Raw genomic sequence first — 24871 nt, forward strand, 5'->3', positions numbered from 1 at the left:
CGCGCGATGGGCTGTGCGGGCGGTCGCCGCCATCCGCCCGGCCCGCGGCGCGCGTCGGAGCGCCGAGGTCGGGACCCGCACCGGGCCGGCCGGGCGCACGACGCGATCGGGCGGATAAGCCTCCCGCAGCACCTCCGAGACGAAGGTGTTGGCGAAATCCGAGGAGGCGTCCGGATGAGCCCGGCAGAACACCTCCAGCGCCCTCTCGCACGCCGTCCATTCATCCGCCCCGCCATCGCGGCTGGAACGGTAGGCTGCGAGAACTCGTGCGCGGATGGATGATGCAGAACCGGTCATGCTGGTCCTTTCTCTTCCAAGCCCCGAGATCGGGGCGTGCTGGTCACGAGCGTCCGCTGGGTGCCACCTCGACCGCATAGGTCTGGGTCCTGCCGTCCCGCTCGATGGTGAGTTCGACGCGGTTTCCAACCGGCATGAGGCCGATCTTGTTCCGGAGCTCGGTCGAATTTCTCACCGGCACCCCGTCGACGGCGACGACCAGGTCGTTGGCCCTGATCCCCGCACGCGCCGCCGGAGACCGGCGATCGACCGAGACCACCACCGCGCCCTGGGAGCGGTCGAGATGCAGCGTTTCCGACAATTCGGGCGTCAGGTCGCGGATGGTGACGCCGATCCGTCCGCGCTGCACCGAGCCGTTGCGGATGATCTGGTCCATCACGCCGCGCGCCATGTTGATCGGCACGGCGAAGCCGATCCCGACATTGCTGCCGGTCGAGGACAGGATCGCCGTGTTGATGCCGATCAGTCGGCCGTTCAAGTCGACCAGCGCGCCGCCGGAATTGCCGGGATTGATCGAAGCGTCGGTCTGGATGAAGTCCTGGTAACCGCCGTCGCGGCCGATGCCGCTGCGGCCGAGGGCGCTGACGATGCCCGAGGTCACCGTCTGGCCCAGCCCGAAGGGATTGCCGATGGCGAGGACGAAGTCGCCGACCTGCAGCCGGTCGCTGTCACCGAACGCCATCTGCGTCAGCGAGGCATTGCCCGGGATCTGCAGCACGGCGATGTCGGTCGCCGGGTCGCGCCCGACCAGCCGGGCCGTGAAGCGCCGGTTGTCCTTGGTGGTGACCTGGATCGTGTCGGCGTCGTCGACCACGTGGTTGTTGGTCAGGATGTAGCCGTTCCGGGCGTCGACGATGACGCCCGACCCCGCGGCCTGGACCTCGCGCTCCACCACCTCCGGCATGTCGAAGAAGCGGCGGAAGAACGGGTCCCGGAACAGCGGGTTCCGTTCGCGCACATGGCCGCGGACGGCGATGTTGACGACGGCCGGCGTCACCTGCTGCAGGATCGGCGCGATCGAGTTGAACTGCGGGCCGGCGAAGGGCGGCAGGGTGCCTGCCGCCGGCGCCGTCGGGCCGGACAGGACGAGGATCAGGGCGCCGACGGCCGCCCGGAGCCGGCCGGAAAGGACTCTGCGAACCACCGCGATACCTCCGAGGCGATATCCAATGGGACCAGGTCGGGGATGCAGGCCGGCCGGCGGCAGCGGGAGGCGACGAGACGCCTCGCCTCCCGCCGGCCGGCCCGGGCCTCAGTAATCCATGCCCGCGCCGGGCGCCGGGGTCTCGGCCGGCTTCTTCGGCAGTTCGGCGACCATCGCCTCGGTGGTGATCAGGAGGCCGGCGACCGACGCCGCGTCCTGCAGTGCGGTGCGCACGACCTTGGCCGGATCGATGATGCCCTTGGCGTACATGTCGCCGTATTCGCCGGCCTGAGCGTCGAAGCCGAAGGCGTGCTCACTGGCCTCCAGCACCCTGCCCACGACCAGCGACCCGTCTTCGCCGGCATTGAGCGCGATCTGCCGCGCCGGCGCCTGCAGCGCCCGGCGGACGATGTCGATGCCGACGCGCTGGTCGTCATTGTCCGGCTGCAGCGCGTCGAGCGCCTTGGCCGCCCGCAGCAGGGCGACGCCGCCGCCCGGCAGGATGCCCTCCTCCACCGCGGCCTTGGTCGCGTGCATCGCGTCGTCGACCCGGTCCTTGCGCTCCTTCACCTCGACCTCGGTGGCGCCGCCGACGCGGATCACCGCGACGCCGCCCGCCAGCTTGGCCAGGCGCTCCTGCAGCTTCTCGCGGTCGTAGTCCGAGGTGGTCTCCTCGATCTGCGCCCGGATCTGGTTGCAGCGGCCCTGGATCTCGTCCTTGGACCCGGCGCCGTCGATGATCGTGGTGTTCTCCTTCTCGATCACCACCCGCTTGGCGCGGCCCAGCATGTCGAGGGTGGCGTTCTCGAGCTTGATGCCGAGATCCTCGGAGATCGCGGTGCCGCCGGTCAGGGTGGCGATGTCCTCGAGCATCGCCTTGCGGCGATCGCCGAAGCCCGGGGCCTTGACCGCCGCGACCTTCAGGCCGCCGCGCAGCTTGTTGACCACGAGGGTGGCCAGGGCCTCGCCCTCGACATCCTCGGCGATCACCAGCAGCGGCCGGCCGCTCTGCACCACCGCCTCGAGCAGCGGCACCAGCGCCTGCAGCGAGGACAGCTTCTTCTCATGGATCAGGACATAGGCGTCCTCGAGCTCGACCCGCATCTTCTCCGGATTGGTCACGAAGTAGGGCGAGACGTAGCCGCGGTCGAACTGCATGCCTTCGACCACTTCGAGCTCGGTGTCGAGGCTCTTCGCCTCCTCGACCGTGATCACGCCCTCGTTGCCGACCTTCTGCATCGCCTCGGCCAGGAACTTGCCGATCTCGGCGTCGCCATTGGCGGAGATGGTGCCGACCTGCGCGATCTCGTCGTTCTTGGTGATCTTCCGCGCCTTGGCCTTGAGCTCGGCGACCACGGCCTCGACCGCCTTGTCGATGCCGCGCTTCAGGTCCATCGGGTTCAGGCCCGCGGCCACCGCCTTGGCGCCTTCCCTGACGATCGCCGAGGCCAGGATGGTCGCGGTGGTGGTGCCGTCACCCGCGATGTCGCTGGTCTTCGACGCGACCTCGCGCACCATCTGCGCGCCCATGTTCTCGAACTTGTCGGAAAGCTCGATCTCCTTGGCGACGGTGACGCCGTCCTTGGTGATCCGCGGCGCGCCGAACGATTTATCGAGCACCACATTGCGGCCCTTCGGGCCCAGCGTGACCTTGACCGCGTCGGCCAGGATCTCGACGCCGCGCAGCATGCGCTCCCGCGCGTCGGCGGAGAACTTCACATCCTTGGCAGCCATGTTCATTCCTCCTCAACGAAACACGACCACGCGGGGAAATCAGGCGGCCTGGCGCAGGGCGCCGCCTTCCAGGACGCCCATGATGTCGCTTTCCTTCATGATCAGGATCTCCTCCCCGTCGATCCTGACCTCGGTGCCCGACCACTTGCCGAACAGCACGCGGTCGCCGACCTTCACATCGGGCGGCACGAGCTCGCCCCGCTCATCCCGCGCGCCGGGGCCCACGGCGATCACCTCGCCCTCCTGCGGCTTCTCCTTGGCGGTGTCGGGGATGATGATGCCGCCCTTGGTCTTCTCCTCGCTGGTGAGGCGCCGGACGGCCACGCGATCGTGCAGCGGACGGAACGTCATTGCGGACTACTCCTGTCTTGCCAACAGCGTCGTATGAGCATGGGCGGCGCCGCTGAAAATGCAGGGGCGCCGGCCCGACGAATGCCGACATAGGTAGGCCGGAAATCGGCTTCAAGAACCTTCCTCAAAATTTTTGGCACTCTCAGCAGGAGAGTGCCAACCCGCTGAAATCACGGACGAAAACCGTGGGACTCGGCGCGGCCGCCATGGTGGCGTAGGATCGCCAAGCCCAGGCAGGCCGGCCTCGAAATAATCCGCGGCGCTGTCGGATCCCGGCCCCGCGGTTCGTCCTTGGATCAGTGCCGGCCCCTGCCGCGCCGGTCCGAACCACAAACCCAGGAGAGGAACGCATCATGCAAGGCCATTCCGGTTCCCAGGCGGTCAAGCCGTATCTGTTCTTCGACGGACGCTGCGACGAGGCGCTCGAATTCTACCAGCGCACCCTCGGCGCCAGGGTGGAGCAGCTGTTCCGCTTCAAGGACGCTCCCCCTCAGCCGGAACCGGCCCAGGAAGGATGCGGCCCCGTCACCGCCGACATGGCCGAGAAGGTGATGCATGCCGAATTCACCGTCGGCGGCACAAGGCTGTTCGCCTCCGACGGCATGTGCCAGGGCAAGCCGGAGTTCAAGGGCATCTCCCTGGCGCTGGAGACCGCCAGCGACGCCGAGGCCGAGAAGGTGTTCGCCGCTTTGGCCGAAGGCGGCCAGATCCAGATGCCGATGGGACCGACCTTCTTCTCCTCGCGCTTCGGCATGGTCGCGGACCGCTTCGGCGTGTCCTGGATGATCACCGTGGCCGGCGCCCCGGCGTCCTGAGACCCGGCCGGCCGAGGCGGGGAGATGCGGCGTCGTCCCTCCCCGCCTCCGCCATCGATCGTTGACGCCCGCATGCGGGCTGGGCTAGTCCGGGGCGGTCGGGCTGGCGCAGCCCGACCATGCCCGCGGTCCCGTTGCCCTTGTGCGGCTCCGGACCATGTCATTCCGGAACAGAACCGTTTGGAGTCCCCATGAGCCAGGAAGCGAACGGCGATCCCGGCCTGCTTCTCTTTACGTCTCTCTGCATCGGCCTGCGCGACTGGGCGCAGACCGGCTCGGGTCCGGTCCCGCGGCAGCGGCTCAACTGGAAGCACGCCACGGACCTCCTCCGGCAGGGCCGGGATGCGGAGGCGGAGGCAGAGATGCGGCGGAGCGACCCGCTGACCGCCGCCGAGGAGGACGAGGCCCGCCGCTTCGACCTCCGCGCCTTCGACAAGGCGCTGGTGGCGGCCAACGACGTGCGCGGCTGGATCGACTAGCCGTTTTCGGCCCGCCCGCTAGACTGCCTCCGACAACGAGGCGGATCGGGAGGCGCCCATGATCAGCGAACCGAGCTATGTCAGCGGCATCGCCGACGTGCCGTTGCTGGGCGAGACCATCGGGCAGGCGCTGGACCGCACTGCCGAACGCTGGCCCGACCGGCCGGCGCTGATCGACCGCGGGCAAGGCATCCGCTGGAGCTGGCGGGACTTCGCCGTCCGGGCCGAGGCCTTCGCCGCCGGCCTGCTCGCCCTCGGCCTGCAGCCGGGCGACCGCATCGGCATCTGGTCGCTGAACCGGGCGGAATGGGCGCTGACCCAGTTCGCCGCCGCCAAGGCCGGGCTGATCCTGGTCACGGTCAACCCGGCCTACCGCCTGGCCGAGCTGGAATACGCCCTGAACCTGGTCGGCTGCGCGGCGCTGGTCACCGCTACCGCGTTCAAGACCAGCGACTATCTCGGCATGCTGAACACCCTGGCGCCGGAGCTGGCGGGGTCCGAGCCGGGGCGGCTGCAGGCGGCGAAGCTGCCGGCGCTGCGCAGCGTCATCCAGATCGGGGGGACGGCCCCCGGCACCGTCCCCTTCGACCGCGTGGCCGGCCTGGGCGGCGCGGCGGAGCGGGCGCGGCTGCAGCAGCTCGCCGGCACGGTGCAGTTCGACGACCCGGCCAACATCCAGTTCACCAGCGGCACCACCGGCTCGCCCAAGGGCGTGACCCTCAGCCACCACAACATCCTGAACAACGGCTATTTCGTCGGCCGCGGCCTGGCGCTGGGCGAGCGGGACCGGATCTGCATCCCGGTGCCGCTGTACCATTGCTTCGGCATGGTGATGGGCAACCTGGCCGCCGTCACCCACGGCGCCGCCATGGTCTATCCGGGCGAGGGCTTCGACCCGCTGGCGACGCTGACGACGGCGGCGGAGGAGCGCTGCACCGCCCTCTACGGCGTGCCGACCATGTTCATCGCCATGCTCGACCACCCGCGCTTCGGCGAGTTCGACCTCGGCAGCCTGCGCACCGGCATCATGGCCGGGTCGCCCTGCCCGATCGAGGTGATGAAGCGGGTGGTGGGCCAGATGAACATCCGTGAGATCACCATCTGCTACGGCATGACCGAAACCAGCCCGGTGAGCTTCCAGAGCGCGGTCGACGACCCGCTGGAGCGGCGCGTCTCCACCGTCGGCCGGATCCATCCTCATCTCGAGGTGAAGATCGTCGACCCGGAGGGCCGGATCGTGCCGCGCGGCCAGCGCGGCGAGCTGTGCACCCGCGGCTATTCGGTGATGCGCGGCTACTGGGACCAGCCGGACAAGACGGTGGAGGTGGTGGACGCCGCCGGCTGGATGCATTCCGGCGACCTGGCGGTGATCGACGCCGAGGGCTTCTGCAACATCGTCGGCCGGATCAAGGACCTGGTGATCCGCGGCGGCGAGAACATCTATCCGCGCGAGGTCGAGGAGTTCCTGTACCGCCACCCGAAGGTCCAGGACGTGCAGGTGTTCGGCGTCCCCGACCCCAAATACGGCGAGGAGCTGTGCGCCTGGATCCGGATCCGCGAGGGCGAATCCCTGACCGCCGAGGAGGTGCGCGGCTTCTGCGACGGCCAGATCGCGCATCAGAAGATCCCGCGCTACATCCGCTTCGTCGACGGCTTCCCGATGACCGTGACCGGCAAGATCCAGAAGTTCCGGATGCGCCAGGCGATGGAGGCGGAGCTGGGGATCAGGGCGGCGGAGACGGCTTGACGGCAGGGCCAGCTCTCCCCCTCACCTTCCCGTTCGCCAACGCGAATGGGCCCCTCCCTCTCCCCGAGGAGAGGGAAACATCACCTCTCCCCCGGGGAGAGGTCGAAATCGCGAAGCGATTTCGGGTGAGGGGGTGGCTCCGGCCCATCCAGCCCCGAGCCCTACCCCGCCCGCGGCACCCTTCCCTCGATCGGGTAGGCCGGGTCGTTGTAGCCAGGGCTCGAGGGATGGCCGGTGATCACCAACCGGTTCACCAGCGCCTCGTCCTCGGCCGTGAAGGCGTAGTCCAGCGCTCCGAGATAGTCGGCCCACTGCTCCTCGGTCCGCGGTCCGGCGATCGGCGCCGTGACGATGCGGTTGTTCAGCAGCCAGGCCACGGCGAACTGGCCCGGGGTGATGCCGCGGCCGCGCGCATGCTCCGCCAGCTCGGCCGCGATCGCCAGGCTCTCCGGCCGCCACTCCGTCTCCAGCATGCGCTTGTCCTGGCGGCCGGCACGGCTGCCCTCCTCCGGCGTCGCGCCCGGTTTGTACTTGCCGGTCAGCACGCCGCGCGCCAGCGGGCTGTAGGGCACGACGCCGAGCCCGTAATGGGCGCAGGCCGGCAGATGCTCGGCCTCCGGCATCCGGTTCAAGAGGTTGTAATAGGGCTGGCTGACCACCGGCCGCTCGATCCCGGCCCGGTCGCACAGCCGGCAGATCTCCGCCACCCGCCAGGCGCGATGGTTGGAGACGCCGAAATAGCGGATCTTGCCCTGGCGGATCAGGTCGGCCAGCGCCGACACCGTCTCCTCCAGCGGCGTGGCCGGATCCTCCTTGTGCAGGTAGAGGATGTCGATCGTGTCGGTGCCGAGGCGGCGCAGGCTGGCCTCCACCGCCAGGAAGGCGCGGCGGCGCGACAGGCCGCGGTCGTTCGGCCCGTCGCCGGTCGGGTTGGCCAGCTTGGTCGCCAGCACCCACCAGGAGCGGTGGCCGGCGATGGCGCGGCCGACGATCTCCTCCGACCGTCCGCCGGTGTAGACATCGGCGGTGTCGATGAAGTTGATCCCCGCCTCCCGCGCATGGTCGATGATGCGGGTCGCGGTCGGCTCGTCGGTCGGGCCGCCGAACATCATGGTGCCGAGGCAGAGCGGCGACACCTTCAGCCCGCTGCGCCCGAGATTGCGGTACTCCATCGGCCTCTCCTTCCTGCGAGATCGGGATCATGGCCCGGAACGGCCTGACCGCGCTGCCCTTCGATCGCAGGGCAGACGTGCCCTCGCGCCGCAGCCGTTCGGCCGGCGGACAGGCTATCCTGCTTCGGCTAGACAGGGGAGGAGCGCGCAGAAGGGCGGCCCGCGGCCGACATGGAGACGACAGCGATGAGCAGCCTTTCCCGGAGTCCGGCCCCCAGGCGGTGCCGCGGATGAGCCGTGCCGCGGCGGCCCGCCGCCCGCCGTCCCTGATCCGTGCCGCCATCGCCGTCTCGCCGCGCAGCCTCAGCATCGGCGAAGGCCTGCGCGCCGCCGCCTCCTGCGCCGTGGTGGTCGCCATCGGCAGCCTGCTGCACGCGCCGATCCTGGCCTGGGCCGCGATCGCGGCGTTCTGGACCTGCCTCGCCGACCCCGGCGGGCCGAATCGCGACCGCGTGCAGGCACTGGGCGGCTTCACCCTGCTGTCCGGCGCCTTCGCCGTGATCGGTGCCGCGGCCTCCGCCCAGGGCTGGCCCTGGGCCACAGCGGCCGTGTTCCTGTGCGCCCTGATCGGCAGCGTGGTCCGGGTCTATGGCGCCGCCGCCCGGCAGATCGGCACGCTGGCGGTGGTGGCCTGCGTCGTCGCGGTCGACCATCACACCCCCAGTCCGGCGGCGCTGGTCGAATTCGCCGCCGCCTATCTCGGCGGCTGCGTCTGGGCGATGCTGCTGACCCTGTCGATCTGGCGCATCCATCCGTTCCGGCCCGCCCGGGCGGGCGTCGCCACCGTCTATCGCAGCCTCGCCGCGATGGCCGCCGGCTTGGCTCGGCTGGACGCCGGCGCCGCGCCGCGCGACTGGGTGCTGCACGCCCAGCGCTATCGCCAAGCGGTGCGCACGGCGATCGAGTCCGCCCGTGCGACGCTGGACCGGGCCATGCGCGGCCGCGGCCTGGCCGCCCCGCTGGAGCGGCTGCTGCTGGCCCTGGATCGCTCCGAACGGGTCTTCGCCCGGCTGATCGCGCTGAGCGACCTGCGCCAGCATGCCGGCCCGCCGGAGACGGAACGGGAGGTCTCGCAGCGTCTGGCGCTGCGCCGCCTGGCGATGGTGCTGTACCGCCAGGCCCATGCCTTCGAGGCCGGGCGCGAAGAGGCGGCGCCGTGGCGGCGGTCGCTGGACCGCCTGGACGGCCTGATCGGATCGCCCGGCGGCGGGCCGGTCGCGGCCGGGCTGCGGGCGATCACCGACCAGCTGCGGTCGGCCGGCGAGACGCCGCCGGAGGACACCCGCTCCGCCGCCCAGCCCGCCGCCCGCCGACAGTGGCTGGCGCCGCTGCGGGCACAGCTGACCTGGCGGTCCGAGACCCTGCGCCATGCCCTGCGCTGCGCCGTCGCCACCGCCGGGGCGGTGATGCTGAGCCATATCCTGGGCCTGCCCTATGCCTATTGGATGGCGATGGCCGTGGTGCTGGTGCTGCAGCCTTCGGTGGCCACCACCTGGCCGCGGGCGCTGGAGCGGGCGGTCGGCAGCGTGCTCGGCGGCGCGTTGGCGGCCCTGCTCGGCCTCGTGCTGCACACGCCTTTCGCCCTGACCGCCGCGGTGTTCCCGCTGGCGATCGCGACCATGGCGGTGCGCTCGGTCAATTACGGCCTGTTCGTCTTCTTCCTGACCCCGCTCTTCGTGCTGGTGATCGAGTTGTCGCAGCCGGGGACGAGCGAGCCGGCCCTGGCCTGGATGCGCGCCCTCTACAACGTGCTGGGCAGCGCCATCGGCGTGCTCGGCGGGCTCCTGCTGTGGCCGAGCCGCGAGGGCCGGCGGCTGCGGCCGGCTCTGGCCGAGGCGGTCGAGGCGAATGGCCGCTACGCCGCCCTGGCCTTCGCGCCGGAGCGGGACGAGGCGGCGATCGAGGCGGCACGGCGCGCCGCCGGCCTCGCCAGCGGCAATGCCGAGGCGGTGCACGGCCGGACGATGCTGGAGGCCTGGTGGCAGCGCGAGGCGCTGGACGCTGGTCTGAGCATCGTCATCCTGGCCCGCCAGCTGGCCGGCACCGCCACCGCCGCCTGGCTGCACCGGCTGGACGCGCGGGCCGGGGACGCCGCGTTCGGGCGATGGGTCGGCGCCGAGACCGCGGCCCTGGCCGGGGCGCTGCGCCGCGGCACCGCCCTGCCCCCGGCCGAGCCGCCGCCGGACGGGGCGGCCGACGATCCGGAGCGGTCACGCCTGCTGCAGGAAATCGTGCTGCTGCGGGCCGCCGCCGAGCATCTGGTGCCGGTGCCAAAACAAACGAATGAGAACGCCTGAGGAGACGAAGCCGACGGAGCGATCCATGCCTCCGCTCGCGCCCGCGACGGAGACTTACGCCGCCGCGTCGGCCTTGCCGGTCGCGAGAAAGCGGTCCAGCGCCGCGATGTCCCGCTTCTCTCCGGCGACATCGGCGGCCAGCCGCTCATACAGCCCCGCCATGCCCTCATAGATCAGCCGCGCCGGATCGTCGGGGCCGAGGAAATCGGCGATCTCGCGCATCTCGGCCACCCAGCGATAGGCTTTGGCGTACATGTCCGGCACCGAACGCTCGAACTTGGCCAGCAGCTGCGGCTGGCTGTCCGCCAGCTCGGCATGCAGCGCCGGGCCGGCGCCGGCCCGGTCAGCGGCCAGGATCATGGCGGCGGCCAGCCCGGTCAGGCCCTTGTTGATGCCCGCATAGCACATCTTCAGCGCCGAGGCGGCGCCGACCGGCCCGTCGAGCATGCGGATGCGCAGGCCCAGCTCGCCGAGCATGCCCAGCCGCGACGTTTCCGGACCGGCGAGATAGAGCACCGGCCCCGCATCGCCCGGCACAGGCGGACCGCCGATGATGCCGCCGTCGACGAAGGCGCTGCCGGTGGGCGCAATGATCGCGGCGATCGCCTGCACGGTCTCGACGTTCACGGCGTTGCAGTCGACATAGACCGGCTTGCGGGACGCGGCACACAGGGCCGGCGCCAGCCGTTCCGCCAGGGCCACGGCCTCGCCGGGCGGCAGGATCGACAGGATGATGTCGGCCGCGGTGATCGTCGCCTCGTCGGCCGCCGTCATGCCGGCTGCCCGGGCCCGGGCGATGGTCGCGGCGCTGCGGCCGTCGAGCAGGGTCGGGACGACGGCACCGTGCTCGGTCAGGCGCCGGGCGACGCCGCTGCCCATCGCCCCGGGGGCGATGACGGCGATGGTCGGATTCATGGATCTCCTCCGGATCGATGCGCCGGCGGCCGCCCCTTCCGGGCCCCGACCGGTGGATGATGGCGCGATCCGTCCGATCCGTGAACCCGCGACCGTCAGCCGCCCTGCCCGGCCTGCGGGACGGCCAGCGGCAGGACCTGCTCGACCGACAGCGGCGTCAGCCCCAAGGTCGGGAATCCGGGCCTGTTCGGGTCGGCGACGTTGTCGCGCTCCATCAGCTCCACCTGGTTCCGCGCGATCGGCGGCTGCGGCAGCTGCTCCGAGATCAGGGCCAGCACCTGCCAGGCCGGAAACGGCACCGGCAGCAGCAGCGGCGGCCGCCGGCCCACATGCCGGGCGACAAGCTCGACCAGCTCGCGATAGCTGCAGACGGAGCCGCCGCCGAGCTCGTAGGTGACGCCGCCCTGCCCCGCGACCGCCCGCCCGATCGCCGCCGCGACATCCTCGACATAGGCCGGCTGCAGCCGGGTCCGGCCGCTGCCGAACAGCGGGAATACCGGTGCTTGCCGCAGCATCCGGGCCAGCGGCACCAGCAGGGCGTCGCCGGGCCCGACCATGGCGGAGGGGCGGATCAGGATCGACGCCGGGAAGGCCGCCCGCACCGCCCGCTCGCCCTCGCCGCGGCTGCGGATATAGGGAGAGCTGGACGCCGGGTCCGAGCCGATGCCGGAGAGATGGACCAGGGTCGCCGCGCCAGCCTGCTGCGCCTGCCGCGCGACCCGGGCCGCGGCCTCGACATGGATGGAGCGAAACGTGGCTCCCGCCCGCTCGACATAGAGGCTGACGGCGTTGACCACCACCTGCGCGCCGGCGACGGCCTGGGCGACCGAGTGGTCGTCGGTCACGTCCGCCCGCGCCGGTTCGGCCGCGCCGTCGCCGGCTGGCGGCAGGTCTCCGTCACGATCCGGATGCCGCGACGCGACCCGGACGGCGAAGCCCTGGTCGACCAGCTGCCGCACCACGCGCCGGCCGAGAAAGCCGGTGCCGCCGAACACCGTCGCCAGCGGTTGCGCCATGGCCCGCTCAGCCGCCCTTGTTCACCGCGGCGGCACCGCCGACATAGGAGCGGACGCGCGGCCGGCTGCGCTCCACGTCGCGGCGCCAGACCGAGTCGTCCTCATTGGCCGCGGTGAGCGGGACCACCGGGCCGGTCCAGCCGCCGGCCCGCCAGCGGTCCTCGCGCGCATCCATGTCGACGGTGCCCTCATCGTCCAGGATATCGAGCACGCGGTCATGTTCGGCATCGGTCACCTGGACCGAGATCATGCAGCAGCCGCGGCGGAGGTGCTCGCCATAGGTGAAGCGCTCGTCATCGGGGAAGAACAGTCCGCGCAGGGATTCGAGGATGCCCATCCGCTGCTCGGGCAGGGGCGGCTCATCGCCCCAGGCGTCGGGATCGCCCTTCGGGTCGATCTCGTTGCCCGGCACCAGCCGGATCCGGTCCTTCGGGATGCGCGCATCGATCAGCCGCTCGACCGCCTCCTCCGCATCCTTCCGAGAGTCAAACAGCGCGGTGACGTTCCATTGACGGGCCTGCTGCATCGCATCGTCTCCTCGGCAGCCCCTCCGCCCAGGAAACGGGACGCGGCACCCCGCCGTTCCTAGCCCCGCCGGAAGCGCAGGATCCGGCTGCGGTTCAGCGCCAGCCGGACGGTGTCGCCCTCGAACGCCAGGCCGATCCGCTTCGGCCAGGGCTCCTCCCGGCCTTCGGCCACAAGCCGGCCGCCGCCGAGCGGCACCAGCGGCAACGCGGCCCGGATCGGGCCGGCGCCGGTCTCCATCCGCTCGCCGGCGATGGTGAAGGCGGCATGATGCTCCGGGCACAGCCATTCGCCCTGCACCCGGTCGAGCGCGCCGTCCGGCTCGATCGGGCGGAAGCGGCGCGCGGCATGGCCGATCTCGCCCTCCACCGCCCCGTCCGCCCAGCGCAGCCGCATCGGCAGATGGGCGGAGAGCGAGACCGACCAGCCGTCCTCGCCGCGATAGAGGGTCTCGCCGGTGCCGAGGAAGCTGGCGACGCCGTCCTTCAGCTCGAGCCATTCCGGCCCCTGCTCCGCCACATAGAGCCCGTCGGGGATCGAGGTGCCGCGCCGGGGCAGATCCTCGCCCAGCAGCGCCGCCATCAGCTTCAGCGCGGTGCCGTGCGAGACCGTGTCCTCGCGGTTGGAGACCACGGCGGCACCGACTCCCTGTTCCGGATCCAAGAGGAAATAGGTCTTGTAGCCGAGCAGCGAACCGCCATGCCCGACCAGCCGGTGCGCCCCGAGCCGCGACCAGGCGAGGCCGAGCCCGTAGCCGGTCGGCCGTCCGTCGGCGAGGTGGCGCGGCGCGCCGAGCCGGGCGAGCACGCCCTGCCCCGGCCCGCGGTCGGCCAGCACCGCCTGCTGCCAGCGCACCAGGTCGCGCAGGCTGCCGGTCAGGCAGCCGGAGGCGGAGAGGTGCTGGCCTGAGGCGGCGAGCTGCCAGGCTCCGGTCGCGTCCTTCCAGTAGCCGGGAGCGAGGCCGCGGATCGGGTCGAACCAGGTCTCCGGCACGCGGAAGCCGATGCCGAGCGGATCGGCGATGCGGTCGCGCACCAGCCCGGCGAAGCCGATGCCCCGGCGCAGCAGCGCCGCGTCGACCAGCCGGTAGCCGGTGTTGGAGTAGGAGATCTCCTGCCCCGGCGGGAAGTTCAGCTCGGTCAGCCGGGACAGGACATCGAGGCTCTCCTCCCGGCTCACCGCTGCGCCCTGGGGGACGCCGAGCAGCGACAGGGTCTCGCGCAAGTCCGGCAGGCCGCCGGTCATGTCGAGGGCGCGGCCGACCGTGACCGCGGCCAAGCCGCCGCGCAGGGCCGGCAGCAGCCGGCCGAGCGGATCGTCGAGGCCGATGCCGTCCTGCGTCAGCGCCAGCGCCGCGAAGACATGCTTGGTGACCGAGGCGTAGCGAACCACCGTGTCGCCGGAGAAGGCGACGTCGCGGGCCAGGCTCTCGACCCCGCCGCAGGCCTCGGCCCGGATCTCCCGCGTGTCGAACACGGCCACGGCGCCGCCGGGCTCGCCCGGCCCCCAAGCTGCCGCGATCCCGGCCGCCGCCTCCGCCGCAGCCGACCAGCGCAACTCCCCGCCCGCCATGCTCGCCTCCCGTTCGTATCGTTGCATCGTCCAGGCCCGCACTGCCGGGATCATACGCCGTTATAGGCGGGATCACGGGATTTGGCTTCCCTCGATCGGCGATCCGTCCCTACCCTCGGCGACGAGTCGCAGGAACCGCGGCGCCGAGCACCGGCGCGCGGAGGAAAGGGGAGGACCGGCGTGCCGGAAGTCGATCGCGAGGCGCTGTACCGCAAGGTCAGCCTGCGCCTGATCCCGTTCATGATGGTCCTCTACCTGGTCAGCTTCCTCGACCGCGTGAATGTCGGCTTCGCGGCCCTGACCATGAACGCCGATCTCGGCATCTCGCCCTATGTCTTCGGCTGGGGCGCCGGGGTGTTCTTCTTCGGCTACTTCCTGTTCGAGGTGCCGAGCAACATCATCCTGGAGAAGGTCGGCGCCCGGCTCTGGATCTGCCGGATCATGGTCACCTGGGGGCTGATCTCGGCCGCCATGGCCTTCGTCGAGGGCGTCTGGAGCTACACCATCCTGCGTTTCCTGCTCGGCGCCGCCGAGGCCGGGTTCCTGCCGGGCATGATCCTGTATCTGACCTACTGGTTCCCGGCGGCGCGGCGGGCCCGCTTCGTCGCCCTGTTCATGGCGGCGGTGCCGCTGGCCAGCGCGATCGGCGCCCCGATCTCCGGCATCATCCTCGACGCCACCCATCTCTGGTTCGGCCTCAAGGGCTGGCAGTGGCTGTTCATCATCGAGGGGCTGCCGGCCTGCCTGCTCGGCCTCCTGGTCCTGGCGTGGCTGCCGGACGGACCGCGCCAGGCGCCCTGGCTGGACGACACCGAGCGCGCCGCCATCGCCGCCGATCTGGCGCGCGACCGCGCAGCCTCGACGCATCCGCCGCTGCACGACCTATGGCCGGCGCTGGCCGATCCGCGGGTGATCCTGCTCGGCCTCGTCTATTTCGGCATCGTCATCGGGCTGTACGGCATCGGCCTCTGGCTGCCGCAGATCGTGAAGGGCATGGGCTTCTCCACCGTCCAGACGGGCTGGATCATCGCCCTGCCCTATCTGCTCAGCGCCGGCGCCATGATGGTCTGGGGCCGGCACAGCGACCGCACCGGCGAGCGCGTGCTGCATGTCGCCCTGCCGGCGCTGCTCAGCGCCGCCGGCTTCGCCGCCAGCATCGCCTCAACCTCGACCGTGCTGTCGCTGGTTTTCCTCGGCGTCGCCGCGATCGGCATCTACGCGACGCTCGGGCCGTTCTGGACCCTGCCGCCGGTGTTCCTGGGCGGCACCGCCGCGGCCGGCGGCATCGCCCTGATCAACTCGATCGGCAATCTCGGCGGCTTCGTCGGGCCCTATGCCGTCGGCTGGATCAAGGATGCGACCGGCAGCTTCACCGCCGGTATGGGCCTCCTGGCCGCGAGCCTGGCCGTCGCCGCCGCCGTCGCCCTTCTGGTCGGGCGGCAGTTCCGCGCCGCGCCGGCGGCGCCGATCGGGGAGCGGCCTGCGGGCTAGCCCAGCGAGTTGATCACCTCGCGATAGGCCGCCTCCGGGAACGCCTTCAGCGTCCTGGTCCGGATGAAGCCCTGGCGGCCCGTCATCAGCGTGAAGCGGGCCGCGACCGCGTCGTCCGGCGCCTCGTAGACGAGCACGAAATCATGATCGCCCATGGTCATGTAGAAGGCCCTGAACTGGCCGCCCATCTCCTGGAGCAGCGCCTTGGCTGCATCGAGCCGCTTCGGCGAGTCGGAAACGTTCCGGATCCCCAGCTCGGTCCAGCTGCCGAGCATGACATAGGTTGACATCGCATGATCCTCTCCGGCACCGGGAGGAGCCTGCGCCTCGCGGGCCGGCAGCCGCAGTGTACCATGCCGATCCAATGACGGCGGCTTGTCATTTCCGGGCGCAGCCTCTATTCACGCTCGCCGCATTTCGATCAGATATTTGCCCCCGCGATGAACGCCGCCGATCACCTCGATTATCTGAAGACCATCAACCAGACCTTCCACGAGCAGATCAAGGTCGCCGACCAGAAGGCGGCCTATATCTTCACCTTCCTGATCGCGCTGGTGGCGTGGTCGCCGGAGATGCGGTCGGTCTTCACCTGGACCCGCAGCGTCCCCTTCCCTTCGGCGAAATGGGTGCTGTGCCTGATCCTGGTCGCGGCCCTGGCCGCCGGGCTGGTCTGCGTGGCCCTGGTGCTGCTGCCGCGCAAGCGCAACGGGGGCGCGTGCCTGTACTGGGCGGCCTGGCCCGAAGCCGGGGAGCGGCTGGCCCATGCCGCCCGCCGGACCGAGCCCGGCTTCATCGTCGCGGAATACACCGCCAACGCCCGCAACCTGGCCGCGATCTGCCACGCCAAGTACCGCTATGTCGGCTACGCCTTCCGGTGCCTGGCCGTGGTCATCCTCTGCTATGTGCTGCTGATGGCGGCCGGCTAGAGATATGTCCCTTCCATGATCGCCAGCGTGTAGTCGCGATAGCTCATGCCCAGCTCCTCGGCGCGGGCCAGGCGGCGCAGCGCCACCTCGCGCGGCGGCGTCTTCCAGGCGGCCGCGTGCGCCTTGCGCCAGCAGAAATGGCGCCAGGACGGCGCGGAATCCGGATGCTCCTCCTCCAGCGGCGGGCCGCCGTTGTGGCCGAGGCCAAAGAGGAGCTGCGATGGCGAATCTCTCATATCCGAGATGATATCTCTCTTTCGAGATCAAGCCAGCCTCAATCTGCGAACGGTCATGGCGGACAGGGCCCAGGACGCATTGTTGCATCGCAATTGACAGAAATCGGCCGGGCCTTATCCTGAGGCCAACAACACGACATTCTTCTTGCCCGACGGGCAGGAGCGGCAATGAAGCCCCATCCGCAAGCCGGCGACGGCGGGCGATGGGGTTTCGTGCGTTCAGGGGACAGGCGGACGTGCGGGCGAGTTACGCGATCGGTCTTCTCTATTCGACCACTGGGCCTTATGGCGCGATCGGCCGCGAGGCGCTGGACGGCGCGCTGATGGCGCTGGAGGAGGTCAATGCCGACGACGCCTTCGGCTTCACCCTCGTCCCCGTCGCCGCCAACCCCGAAGGCGTGATCGACCGCTACCATGCGCTGTGCGAGGCGGCGATCCGCGAGGGCGGCTGCCGGCAGATCGTCGGCACCATCACCTCGCTGTCGCGCAAGGAGGTGCTGCCGACGATCGAGAAGCACGACGCGCTGCTCTGGTACATCTGCCCCTATGAGGGCTTCGAGAGCAGCGAGGCCGTGATCTACACCGGCGCTGCCCCGAACCAGCACATCGTGCCGCTGTTCCAGCACGTGCTGCCGCGCTGGGGCACCCGCGCCGCGCTGCTGGGCTCGAACTACATCTGGGGCTGGGAGGTCAGCCGCGTGGCGCGCGAGCTGATCGGCGCCTGCGGCGGCGAAGTGCTGGCCGAACGCTACCTGCCGATCGGCAGCGAGGATGTCGGAAGGCTGGTCCAGGAGGTGCGGGAGAAGCGGCCGGACTTCATCCTGAACAACCTGATCGGCCCGTCGAGCTATGCCTTCTTCCGGGCCTATCGGGACCTCGCCGAGAGCGACCCCGCCTTCGGGCCGGACCGCTGCCCGATCGTCAGCTGCAACCTGACCGAATGCGAGCTGGCTCTGGTGGGTCCGGCCGGTACCGGCCATCTCAGCAGCGCGATCTACTTCGACAGCGTCGACACGCCGGAGAACCGCGCCTTCCGCGACCGGGTGCAAGCGCGCTTCGGCGCCGGCCGGCGCTGCTCCGCCTTCCTCGCCGGCGGCTATGCGGCCGTGCGGATGCTGGCCGAAGCGATCCGCGAGGCCGGCACCGACGCGCCGGAGGCGCTGCGTCCGGTCCTGCACGCCCGCCGCTTCGCCACGCCGCTGGGGCCGCTCGGCATCGACCCGCGGACCAACCATGCGGCGCTGACGCCTTGCCTGGGCCGGATCGGAGCCAATGGCGGCTTCGAGATCCTCGACCGCGCCGCGTCGCCGGTGGCGCCGGACCCGTATCTGGTCGAGTTCGACGCCGCGGCCCTGGCCCGGCGCGTCCTCGGGCCCGGCGCCGCCCCGCGGCTGAAGCGGGTGAAGTGACATGCGCCGCGTCCCCACCCCGAACTTCCGCGGCCGCAGCGCCGTGGTGCTGCATCGGCCGCACGCCGCGGCCGACGCCGTGCTGCGCCAGCTCGAGCGGCTGGGCATCGCGGCACGGCCGGCCTGGCCTGTGCTGGCCGAGGCCGACCTGGCCGCCGATTTCGTGCTGTTCGACGCCGACGCCGCCCATGACGGCCAGTTCCCCTGGCCGGCCGGTTCGCCGCCGATGCCGCTGGTCGCCCTGATCGGGTCGGAGGCGCCGGGACGGCTGGACTGGGTGCTGGCCCAGGGCGCCACCGCCCATCTGCTGAAGCCGGTCGCCTCGGGCGGCGTGTTCAGCGCCCTCGTCATCGCCGAGCACGGCTTCGCCGAGCGCCGTGACCGCGAGGCCCGGATCGCCGATCTGGAGACGAGGCTGCGCCTGCGGCCCGTGGTGGTGCGCGCCATCCTGATGCTGATGGCCCAGCGAGGGTTGAACGAGGCGGACGCCTTCCGCGAGATCCGCAGCGCCGCGATGCAGCGCCGCCGCAGCATCGAGGAGCATTGCCTCGACCTCGCCGCCGGGACCACCGGGCCGGCCGCCGGCCGTCGCGGAGGCTGAGCCGTGGCGATCCTGAGCCAGCTGCTGCGCCGTAAGCTCGCCCTGTTCGGCCTGCTCGTCATCCTGGTCGTGGTGGCGGCCGCGGTCTTCGCCCCCTGGGTCGCACCCTTTTCACCCGACGAGCAGATGTTCGACGGGCTGACGCTGGAGGGCGCCCCCCTGCCCCCGGATGGCCGCTTCTGGATGGGCACCGACCTCCTGGGCCGGGACATGTTCTCGCGCCTGGTCTACGGCGCCCAGACCTCGCTGATCATCGGCGTGGTCGCCAACGGTGCGGCAGTGCTGATCGGCACCTTCTTCGGCGTCGTCGCCGGTTTCGTCGGCGGCTGGCTGGGCGCCGCGATGATGCGCTTCACCGACCTGATGATGGCCTTCCCGGCCCTCCTGCTGGCGATCGTGCTGGCCGCGATCTTCCGGCCGTCGCTGTGGATCGTGGCGCTGGTCATCGCCATGGTGAACTGGGTGCAGATCGCCCGGATCATCTACACCGAGACCCGGTCGATCGCGGAGCGCGACTTCATCGAGGCGGAATGGGGCCTCGGCGCCTCCCGCGCCCGCATCCTCTTGCGCCACATCCTGCCGCACCTCCTGTCCACCACCATCGTCTGGGGCACGCTCGGCATCGCCACCACGGTGCTGCTGGAGGCCACCCTCTCCTTCCTCGGCATCGGGGTGCAGCCGCCGACGCCGAGCTGGGGCAATATCATCTTCGAGAACCAGACCTACTTCTCCAGCGCGCCCTGGCTGGTGTTCATCCCCGGCGCCTCCATCATCCTGCTGGCGCTGGCCTTCAACCTGGTCGGCGACGCGCTGCGCGACATCCTCGACCCGACGCAGAAGGGCCGGCACTGATGGGCGCCTATCTGCTCCGCCGCCTGGCCCAGGCCGTGCTGATCCTGCTCGGGGTCAGCCTGGTCACCTTCGTGCTGCTGTACCTGCTGCCGGCCGACCCGGCGCGGCAGATCGCCGGCCGCAGCGCGACGCCCGAGGTGGTGGCCAGCATCCGCGCCCAGCTCGGCCTCGACCGGCCGTTCCACGAGCAGTATCTGCGCTATCTCGGCGCCCTGCTGCAGGGCGATCTCGGCCGCTCCTACCTGCAGCGGACCGAGGTGGCGACGCTGATCATGAGCCGCCTGCCGGCCAGCCTGCTGCTGATGGTCGGCGCCATCCTGTGCGAGCTGGTGCTGGGCCTGACCATGGGCGTGATCGCGGCGCTGCGGCGCAACACCACGACCGACCACGCGCTGATGCTGACCTCCTTCATCGGCGTCTCGGCGCCGCAATTCGTGGTCGGCATGCTGCTGCTCTACGTCTTCGCCTGGCAGCTCGCCTGGTTCCCGCTCGGCGGCTACGGCAGCTTCGCCCACCTCGTCCTGCCCTCGCTCACGCTCGGGCTGCTCGGCGCCGGCTGGTATTCGCGGATGATGCGATCCGCGATGCTGGACGTGCTGCGCCAGGACTACATGCGCACCGCCCAGGCCAAGGGCCTCGCCGCGTGGCGAGTCGTGCTGGCGCATGCGCTGCCCAATGCCCTCCTGCCGATCATCGCCATGATCGGCATCGATATCGGCCTGTTCATGAGCGGGATCGTCGTCGTCGAATCCGTGTTCGGCTGGCCCGGCATCGGCCAACTGACCTGGCAGGCGATCCAGCGCGTCGACATCCCGATCATCATGGGGGTGACCCTCGTCTCGGCCGTCGCCATCGTGCTGGGCAACCTTCTGGCCGACCTGATCGCCCCCTTCATCGACCCGAGAATCAAACTGCGGTGACAAGCCGAACCACAGGAGGTTTCATGCTGAAGACCTTATTGCTCGCGGGCGCCGCGTCTCTCGCCCTGGCCCTGGCGGCACCCGCCACGGCCCAGGAGATCAAGCAGGGCGGCTCGATCACCATCACCTACAAGGACGACGTCACCACCCTCGACCCTGCCATCGGCTACGACTGGCAGAACTGGTCGATGATCAAGAGCCTGTTCGACGGGTTGATGGACTACAAGCCCGGCACCACCGAGCTGGTGCCGGACCTGGCCGAGAGCTTCGAGGTCTCGGCCGACGGCCTGACCTACACCTTCAAGCTGCGCCGGGGCGTGAAGTTCCACAACGGCCGCGAGCTGAAGGCCGCCGACGTCAAGTATTCGCTGGACCGCGTGGTGCAGCCGGAGACGCAGAGCCCCGGCGCCGGCTTCTTCGATTCGATCCAGGGCTTCGAAGACGTCTCCACCGGCAAAGCCAAGGCGCTGAGCGGCATCACCACTCCGGACGACCATACGGTGGTGTTCCATCTGACCCGGCCGGACGCGCCCTTCCTGCACAAGATGGCGCTGAACTTCGCGCATGTCGTGCCGAAGGAGGAGGTCGAGAAGTACGGCGCCGATTTCGGCAAGCATCCGGTCGGCACCGGCGCCTTCAAGATGACGGAGTGGACGCTGGGCCAGCGCATCGTGTTCGAGCGCAACCCGGACTATTTCCAGAAGGGGCTGCCGCATCTCGACAGGATCGTGTTCGAGGTGGGCCAGGAGCCGGTGGTGGCGCTGCTGCGGCTGCAGCGCGGCGAAGTCGACATCGCCGGCGACGGCATCCCGCCGGCCAAGTTCCTCGAGGTGACCCAGGACCCGGCCTATAAGGGCCTGATCATCCAGGGCAACCAGCTGCACACCGGCTACATCACCATGAACGTCAAGGCCAAGCCCTTCGACGACGTCCGGGTGCGCCAGGCCGTCAACATGGCGATCAACAAGGACCGGATCATCCGCATCATCAACGGCCGGGCCAAGCCGGCGACGCAGCCGCTGCCGCCGTCGATGCCGGGCTACGCCGCCGACTACAAGGGATATCCCTATGATGTCGAGGGCGCCAAGAAGCTGATGGCCGAGGCCGGGCTGGCCGACGGCTTCACCACCGATCTCTATGTCGCCAACACCGACCCGCAGCCGCGCATCGCCCAGGCGATCCAGCAGGACCTGGCCCAGATCGGCATCAAGGCCGAGATCAAGGCCCTGGCCCAGGCCAACGTCATCGCCGCCGGCGGCGACGAGAAGCAGTCGACCATGATCTGGTCCGGCGGCATGGCCTGGATCGCCGACTTCCCCGACCCGTCCAACTTCTACGGCCCGATCCTGGGCTGCGGCGGCGCCGTGCCCGGCGGCTGGAACTGGTCCTGGTACTGCAACGAGGATCTCGACAAGCGCGCGGCCGAGGCGGATTCGATCGCCGACCCGGCCAAGGCGGCGGAGCGCGAGGCCAAGTGGCGGGACATCTTCCTCGACATCATGAAGGACGCGCCCTGGGCCCCGGTGTTCAACGAGCAGCGCTACACCATCCGCTCCGAACGGATGGGCGGCGACGACGCCCTGTTCGTCGACCCGGTGCACATCCCGGTCAACTACGACAACGTGTATGTCAAAGATGTCCAGTAAGCCGCATCACCACCACACGATCCACGGCGCGCACCACCATTTCGGCTGGGACCGGTCGATTCCGCCGGCCGCCACGATCGCGCCGGGCACGACGCTGGAGTTCGACTGCCTGGACGCCTCGGGCGGCCAGCTCAGCGCCTCCAGCACGGTCGCCGATGTCGCGGCGCTCGATTTCGGCAAGGTCAACCCGGTGACCGGGCCGGTCTTCGTCGACGGGGCGCAGCCAGGCGACGCGCTGAAGATCACGCTCGACCACTACGCGCCGTCGGGCTTCGGCTGGACCGCCAACATCCCCGGCTTCGGCCTGCTGGCGGACCAGTTCAAGGACCCGGCGCTGCATCTCTGGCGCTATGAGCCAGACACGTTGGCCCCCGCCCTGTTCTCGACCCTGGCGAAGGTGCCGCTGAAGCCCTTCGCCGGGACCATCGGGGTGGCCTTGGCCGAGCCCGGGCGGCATTCGGTGGTGCCGCCGCGGCGGGTCGGCGGCAATCTCGACATCCGGGACCTGGCGGCCGGGGCGACGCTGTACCTTCCGGTCGAGGTGGCGGGGGCGCTGTTCTCGATCGGCGACACCCACGCCGCCCAGGGCGACGGCGAGGTCTGCGGGACTGCCATCGAAAGCCCGATGAAGGTGACACTGCGGCTCGATCTGGTGAAGGGCGCCAATCTGAAGATGCCGCGCTTCACCACGCCTGGCCCGGTGGCTCGGCATCTCGACGGCAAGGGCTACGAGGTGACCACGGGCGTCGGACCCGACCTGATGGAAGGAGCTCGCGTCGCCGTCTCGGAGATGATCGAGCTGCTGTGCCGTACCCGCAACATGGCCCCGGTCGACGCCTACATGCTGTGCTCGGTCTGCGGCGACCTCAGGATCAGCGAGATCGTCGATCAGCCGAACTGGGTGGTGTCGTTCTACTTCCCGCGCATCGTCTTCGAATGAGCGGTGGAACGACGCCGCTGCTGAGCGTCCGCAACCTCAGCACTCAGGTCGCGACGCCGGCAGGGCCGAGGCTGGTGGTCGAGGATCTGAGCTTCGACCTGAACCCCGGCGAGACTCTGTGCATCGCCGGGGAATCGGGCAGCGGCAAGTCCATGACCTCGCTGTCCATCATGGGCCTGCTGCCGCAGCCCATGGCGCGGGTCGCCGGCGGCCAGGTGCTGCTGGAGGGGCGCGACCTTCTGGCGTTTTCGGAACGCCAGATGCGGCGGGTCCGCGGCGGGAAGATCGCGATGATCTTCCAGGAGCCGATGACCAGCCTGAACCCGGTGATGTCGGTCGGCCGGCAGATCGGCGAGGCGGTCCGCGCACACCACAAGGTCGATGCGGGCGAGGCCCGGCAGACGGCGCTGGAGGCGCTGCAGGCGGTGCGCATCTCCGAGCCCGAGCGGCGGCTGCGGCAATATCCGCACGAGCTGTCGGGCGGCATGCGGCAGCGGGTGATGATCGCCATGGCGCTGGCCTGCCGGCCCAAGCTGCTGATCGCGGACGAACCGACCACGGCGCTGGACGTCACCATCCAGGCCCAGATCCTGGAGCTGATGCGGGACCTGCAGCGCCGGTTCGGCACCGCCCTGATCCTGATCACCCACGATATGGGCGTGGTGGCCGAGATGGCCGACCGCGTGGTGGTGATGAGCCAGGGCCGGGTGGTGGAGAGCGGCCCGGTGGTGCCGCTGTTCGAGGCGCCGCAGCAGGACTACACGCGGCAGCTTCTGGCCGCCGTGCCGAAGCTGGGCCAGATGGCCGGCCGCGACGCGCCGCTGCGCGCCGCCGCCCCTGCCCTGCCCGCGGCGGCGAACCAGCCGGTGGTCGAGGTCAAGGACCTGACCGTCCGCTTCGACATCGCGGGCGGGCTGCTGCAGCGCACGGTCAGGCGCGTGCATGCGGTCGAGAGCCTGTCCTTCGTCTTGAACCCGGGCGAAACCCTGGCCCTGGTCGGCGAGAGCGGCTGCGGCAAGTCGACCACCGGCAAGGCGCTGATGGGCCTGGTGCCCTGGCGCGGCTCGATCCGCATCGCCGGGGTCGAGGCCGCGGGCCTGGGCCCCGTGGCCCTGAAGCCACTGCGCCGGAACATCCAGATGGTGTTCCAGGACCCTTACGCCTCGCTCGACCCGCGCATGACCGTCGGCGAGCTGGTGGCCGAGCCGCTGGTGATCCATGGCCTGGCCAAGGGCAGCGAGCTGACCGACCGGGTCGAATGGCTGTTCCGCCGGGTCGGGCTGGCGCCGGAGCTGCGCCACCGCCACCCGCACGAGTTCTCAGGCGGCCAGCGCCAGCGCATCTGCATCGCCCGTGCGCTCAGCCTGTCGCCCAAGGCGATCATCGCCGACGAATCCGTCTCCGCCCTCGACGTCTCGGTCCAGGCCCGCGTGCTCGACCTGCTGCACGAGTTGCAGGCCGACCTCGGCCTCGCCTATCTCTTCATCTCGCACGACATGGCGGTGGTGGAGCAGATCAGCCACCGGGTGGCGGTGATGTATCTTGGCCAGATCGTCGAGACCGGCACGCGCCGCCAGATCTTCGAGGATCCGCGCCACCCCTACACGAAGAAGCTGATGCAGGCGGTACCGATCGCCGATCCGCGCCGCCGCCGCGACCATTTCCAGCGCCTGTCCGGCGAGGTGCCGAGCCCGGTGCGGCCGGTGGGCTACCGGCCGGTGCTGGTCGACCTGGCCGATGTCGGCGGCGGGCATCTGGTGGCGCGGGAGGCGGCATAACCGCCGCC

The 24871-nt window shown here is 70.5% G+C and carries 23 protein-coding genes; 13 read left to right on the forward strand and 10 right to left on the reverse strand.

The annotated features are described in order from the left end of the window. Positions 1 to 340 precede the first annotated feature (340 nt). The 3 genes from G537_RS0132620 to G537_RS0132630 all read right to left on the reverse strand — a co-directional run bounded on the left by G537_RS0132620 (position 341) and on the right by G537_RS0132630 (position 3526). Positions 341 to 1441 (reverse strand): Do family serine endopeptidase, encoded by a 1101-nt coding sequence (locus tag G537_RS0132620; protein ID WP_034853789.1) that lies wholly within the window; start codon positions 1439 to 1441, stop codon positions 341 to 343. Between the two features lie 108 nt (positions 1442 to 1549). Beyond that, positions 1550 to 3175, reverse strand: a complete 1626-nt coding sequence (gene groL, locus G537_RS0132625; protein ID WP_026873609.1) for a chaperonin GroEL — start codon at positions 3173 to 3175, stop codon at positions 1550 to 1552. A gap of 39 nt (positions 3176 to 3214) precedes the next feature. After that, positions 3215 to 3526: a co-chaperone GroES gene (locus G537_RS0132630; RefSeq protein WP_026873610.1), complete on the reverse strand. Its 312-nt coding sequence runs from the start codon at positions 3524 to 3526 to the stop codon at positions 3215 to 3217. A gap of 353 nt (positions 3527 to 3879) precedes the next feature. Between G537_RS0132630 and G537_RS0132635 the strand changes: the two genes are divergently transcribed. The 3 genes from G537_RS0132635 (at position 3880) to G537_RS0132645 (ending at position 6567) form a co-directional block, all read left to right on the forward strand. After that, positions 3880 to 4341 carry a VOC family protein gene (locus G537_RS0132635; RefSeq protein ID WP_034853791.1) on the forward strand — a complete coding sequence of 154 codons (462 nt, stop codon included), beginning with the start codon at positions 3880 to 3882 and terminating at the stop codon, positions 4339 to 4341. Positions 4342 to 4532: 191 nt separating this feature from the next. Then, positions 4533 to 4820 carry a hypothetical protein gene (locus tag G537_RS0132640; protein ID WP_026873612.1) on the forward strand — a complete coding sequence of 96 codons (288 nt, stop codon included), beginning with the start codon at positions 4533 to 4535 and terminating at the stop codon, positions 4818 to 4820. A 58-nt stretch (positions 4821 to 4878) separates the two neighbouring features. Continuing rightward, positions 4879 to 6567: an AMP-binding protein gene (locus G537_RS0132645; RefSeq protein ID WP_026873613.1), complete on the forward strand. Its 1689-nt coding sequence runs from the start codon at positions 4879 to 4881 to the stop codon at positions 6565 to 6567. Positions 6568 to 6728: 161 nt separating this feature from the next. Here G537_RS0132645 and G537_RS0132650 read toward each other — a convergent pair whose 3' ends face one another. After that, the gene (locus G537_RS0132650; protein ID WP_026873614.1) at positions 6729 to 7739 is read right to left on the reverse strand and encodes an aldo/keto reductase; all 1011 of its coding nucleotides are present in this window, start codon (positions 7737 to 7739) and stop codon (positions 6729 to 6731) included. A gap of 230 nt (positions 7740 to 7969) precedes the next feature. Here G537_RS0132650 and G537_RS45525 point away from each other — a divergent pair, with 230 nt between their 5' ends. After that, complete coding sequence (locus tag G537_RS45525; protein WP_162146181.1) at positions 7970 to 10036, forward strand: FUSC family protein; 2067 nt, start codon at positions 7970 to 7972, stop codon at positions 10034 to 10036. Between the two features lie 54 nt (positions 10037 to 10090). Here the strand turns inward: G537_RS45525 and G537_RS0132660 are convergent, their stop codons facing one another. From G537_RS0132660 to G537_RS0132675, 4 genes are all read right to left on the reverse strand, one after another. Next, positions 10091 to 10951, reverse strand: a complete 861-nt coding sequence (locus G537_RS0132660; protein WP_026873615.1) for an NAD(P)-dependent oxidoreductase — start codon at positions 10949 to 10951, stop codon at positions 10091 to 10093. 95 nt (positions 10952 to 11046) lie between these two features. Further along, on the reverse strand, positions 11047 to 11967 hold the full coding sequence (locus G537_RS0132665) for a complex I NDUFA9 subunit family protein (protein WP_026873616.1): 921 nt from the start codon (positions 11965 to 11967) through the stop codon (positions 11047 to 11049). Positions 11968 to 11974: 7 nt separating this feature from the next. After that, positions 11975 to 12493, reverse strand: coding sequence for a hypothetical protein (locus G537_RS41270; RefSeq protein ID WP_051249422.1), 519 nt, complete (start codon positions 12491 to 12493; stop codon positions 11975 to 11977). Between the two features lie 59 nt (positions 12494 to 12552). Continuing rightward, complete coding sequence (locus G537_RS0132675; RefSeq protein WP_026873617.1) at positions 12553 to 14064, reverse strand: serine hydrolase domain-containing protein; 1512 nt, start codon at positions 14062 to 14064, stop codon at positions 12553 to 12555. Positions 14065 to 14244: 180 nt separating this feature from the next. Between G537_RS0132675 and G537_RS0132680 the strand changes: the two genes are divergently transcribed. Then, the gene (locus G537_RS0132680) at positions 14245 to 15555 is read left to right on the forward strand and encodes an MFS transporter (protein ID WP_026873618.1); all 1311 of its coding nucleotides are present in this window, start codon (positions 14245 to 14247) and stop codon (positions 15553 to 15555) included. Here G537_RS0132680 and G537_RS0132685 read toward each other — a convergent pair. Further along, a complete protein-coding gene (locus G537_RS0132685) occupies positions 15552 to 15845 on the reverse strand; it encodes a GYD domain-containing protein (RefSeq protein WP_026873619.1) in 294 nt (97 codons plus the stop codon). The two genes, G537_RS0132680 and G537_RS0132685, sit on opposite strands and share 4 nt — an antisense overlap. A 150-nt stretch (positions 15846 to 15995) precedes the next feature. Here G537_RS0132685 and G537_RS41275 point away from each other — a divergent pair, with 150 nt between their 5' ends. Then, positions 15996 to 16481 (forward strand): Pycsar system effector family protein, encoded by a 486-nt coding sequence (locus G537_RS41275; protein WP_051249423.1) that lies wholly within the window; start codon positions 15996 to 15998, stop codon positions 16479 to 16481. Here the strand turns inward: G537_RS41275 and G537_RS0132695 are convergent. Next, on the reverse strand, positions 16478 to 16717 hold the full coding sequence (locus tag G537_RS0132695) for a hypothetical protein (protein WP_026873620.1): 240 nt from the start codon (positions 16715 to 16717) through the stop codon (positions 16478 to 16480). The two genes, G537_RS41275 and G537_RS0132695, sit on opposite strands and share 4 nt — an antisense overlap. Before the next feature lie 236 nt (positions 16718 to 16953). On the opposite strand from G537_RS0132695, the gene G537_RS41280 reads away from it, so the two are divergent. The 7 genes from G537_RS41280 to G537_RS0132730 are packed head-to-tail and all read left to right on the forward strand — an operon-like array spanning position 16954 to position 24863. Then, the gene (locus G537_RS41280) at positions 16954 to 18126 is read left to right on the forward strand and encodes a transporter substrate-binding domain-containing protein (protein ID WP_211230591.1); all 1173 of its coding nucleotides are present in this window, start codon (positions 16954 to 16956) and stop codon (positions 18124 to 18126) included. A gap of 1 nt (position 18127) precedes the next feature. Then, positions 18128 to 18727 carry an ANTAR domain-containing response regulator gene (locus tag G537_RS0132705; RefSeq protein ID WP_026873621.1) on the forward strand — a complete coding sequence of 200 codons (600 nt, stop codon included), beginning with the start codon at positions 18128 to 18130 and terminating at the stop codon, positions 18725 to 18727. Between the two features lie 3 nt (positions 18728 to 18730). Then, a complete protein-coding gene (locus G537_RS0132710) occupies positions 18731 to 19579 on the forward strand; it encodes an ABC transporter permease (RefSeq protein WP_026873622.1) in 849 nt (282 codons plus the stop codon). After that, positions 19579 to 20499 (forward strand): ABC transporter permease, encoded by a 921-nt coding sequence (locus G537_RS0132715; RefSeq protein ID WP_026873623.1) that lies wholly within the window; start codon positions 19579 to 19581, stop codon positions 20497 to 20499. The genes G537_RS0132710 and G537_RS0132715 overlap by 1 nt, the downstream gene beginning before the upstream one ends. Positions 20500 to 20522: 23 nt before the next feature. After that, on the forward strand, positions 20523 to 22145 hold the full coding sequence (locus G537_RS0132720; protein WP_162146182.1) for an ABC transporter substrate-binding protein: 1623 nt from the start codon (positions 20523 to 20525) through the stop codon (positions 22143 to 22145). Continuing rightward, the gene (locus G537_RS0132725) at positions 22135 to 23085 is read left to right on the forward strand and encodes an acetamidase/formamidase family protein (protein ID WP_026873625.1); all 951 of its coding nucleotides are present in this window, start codon (positions 22135 to 22137) and stop codon (positions 23083 to 23085) included. Before G537_RS0132720 ends, G537_RS0132725 begins: the two co-directional genes overlap by 11 nt. Continuing rightward, positions 23082 to 24863, forward strand: a complete 1782-nt coding sequence (locus G537_RS0132730) for an ABC transporter ATP-binding protein (protein WP_026873626.1) — start codon at positions 23082 to 23084, stop codon at positions 24861 to 24863. Before G537_RS0132725 ends, G537_RS0132730 begins: the two co-directional genes overlap by 4 nt. Positions 24864 to 24871 lie beyond the last annotated feature (8 nt).

Origin of the sequence: Inquilinus limosus DSM 16000 (assembly GCF_000423185.1) — a bacterium.
Classification (GTDB): domain Bacteria; phylum Pseudomonadota; class Alphaproteobacteria; order DSM-16000; family Inquilinaceae; genus Inquilinus; species Inquilinus limosus.

What these genes read in the sequence shown, in the direction of transcription:
- groL (WP_026873609.1), bottom strand. Translation starts at nt 3,175, where the DNA reads ATGGCTGCCAAGGATGTGAAGTTCTCCGCCGACGCGCGGGAGCGCATG.
- G537_RS0132630 (WP_026873610.1), bottom strand. Translation starts at nt 3,526, where the DNA reads ATGACGTTCCGTCCGCTGCACGATCGCGTGGCCGTCCGGCGCCTCACC.
- G537_RS0132635 (WP_034853791.1), top strand. Translation starts at nt 3,880, where the DNA reads ATGCAAGGCCATTCCGGTTCCCAGGCGGTCAAGCCGTATCTGTTCTTC.
- G537_RS0132640 (WP_026873612.1), top strand. Translation starts at nt 4,533, where the DNA reads ATGAGCCAGGAAGCGAACGGCGATCCCGGCCTGCTTCTCTTTACGTCT.
- G537_RS0132645 (WP_026873613.1), top strand. Translation starts at nt 4,879, where the DNA reads ATGATCAGCGAACCGAGCTATGTCAGCGGCATCGCCGACGTGCCGTTG.
- G537_RS0132650 (WP_026873614.1), bottom strand. Translation starts at nt 7,739, where the DNA reads ATGGAGTACCGCAATCTCGGGCGCAGCGGGCTGAAGGTGTCGCCGCTC.
- G537_RS45525 (WP_162146181.1), top strand. Translation starts at nt 7,970, where the DNA reads ATGAGCCGTGCCGCGGCGGCCCGCCGCCCGCCGTCCCTGATCCGTGCC.
- G537_RS0132660 (WP_026873615.1), bottom strand. Translation starts at nt 10,951, where the DNA reads ATGAATCCGACCATCGCCGTCATCGCCCCCGGGGCGATGGGCAGCGGC.
- G537_RS0132665 (WP_026873616.1), bottom strand. Translation starts at nt 11,967, where the DNA reads ATGGCGCAACCGCTGGCGACGGTGTTCGGCGGCACCGGCTTTCTCGGC.
- G537_RS41270 (WP_051249422.1), bottom strand. Translation starts at nt 12,493, where the DNA reads ATGCAGCAGGCCCGTCAATGGAACGTCACCGCGCTGTTTGACTCTCGG.
- G537_RS0132675 (WP_026873617.1), bottom strand. Translation starts at nt 14,064, where the DNA reads ATGGCGGGCGGGGAGTTGCGCTGGTCGGCTGCGGCGGAGGCGGCGGCC.
- G537_RS0132685 (WP_026873619.1), bottom strand. Translation starts at nt 15,845, where the DNA reads ATGTCAACCTATGTCATGCTCGGCAGCTGGACCGAGCTGGGGATCCGG.
- G537_RS41275 (WP_051249423.1), top strand. Translation starts at nt 15,996, where the DNA reads ATGAACGCCGCCGATCACCTCGATTATCTGAAGACCATCAACCAGACC.
- G537_RS0132695 (WP_026873620.1), bottom strand. Translation starts at nt 16,717, where the DNA reads ATGAGAGATTCGCCATCGCAGCTCCTCTTTGGCCTCGGCCACAACGGC.
- G537_RS0132705 (WP_026873621.1), top strand. Translation starts at nt 18,128, where the DNA reads ATGCGCCGCGTCCCCACCCCGAACTTCCGCGGCCGCAGCGCCGTGGTG.
- G537_RS0132715 (WP_026873623.1), top strand. Translation starts at nt 19,579, where the DNA reads ATGGGCGCCTATCTGCTCCGCCGCCTGGCCCAGGCCGTGCTGATCCTG.
- G537_RS0132720 (WP_162146182.1), top strand. Translation starts at nt 20,523, where the DNA reads ATGCTGAAGACCTTATTGCTCGCGGGCGCCGCGTCTCTCGCCCTGGCC.
- G537_RS0132725 (WP_026873625.1), top strand. Translation starts at nt 22,135, where the DNA reads ATGTCCAGTAAGCCGCATCACCACCACACGATCCACGGCGCGCACCAC.
- G537_RS0132730 (WP_026873626.1), top strand. Translation starts at nt 23,082, where the DNA reads ATGAGCGGTGGAACGACGCCGCTGCTGAGCGTCCGCAACCTCAGCACT.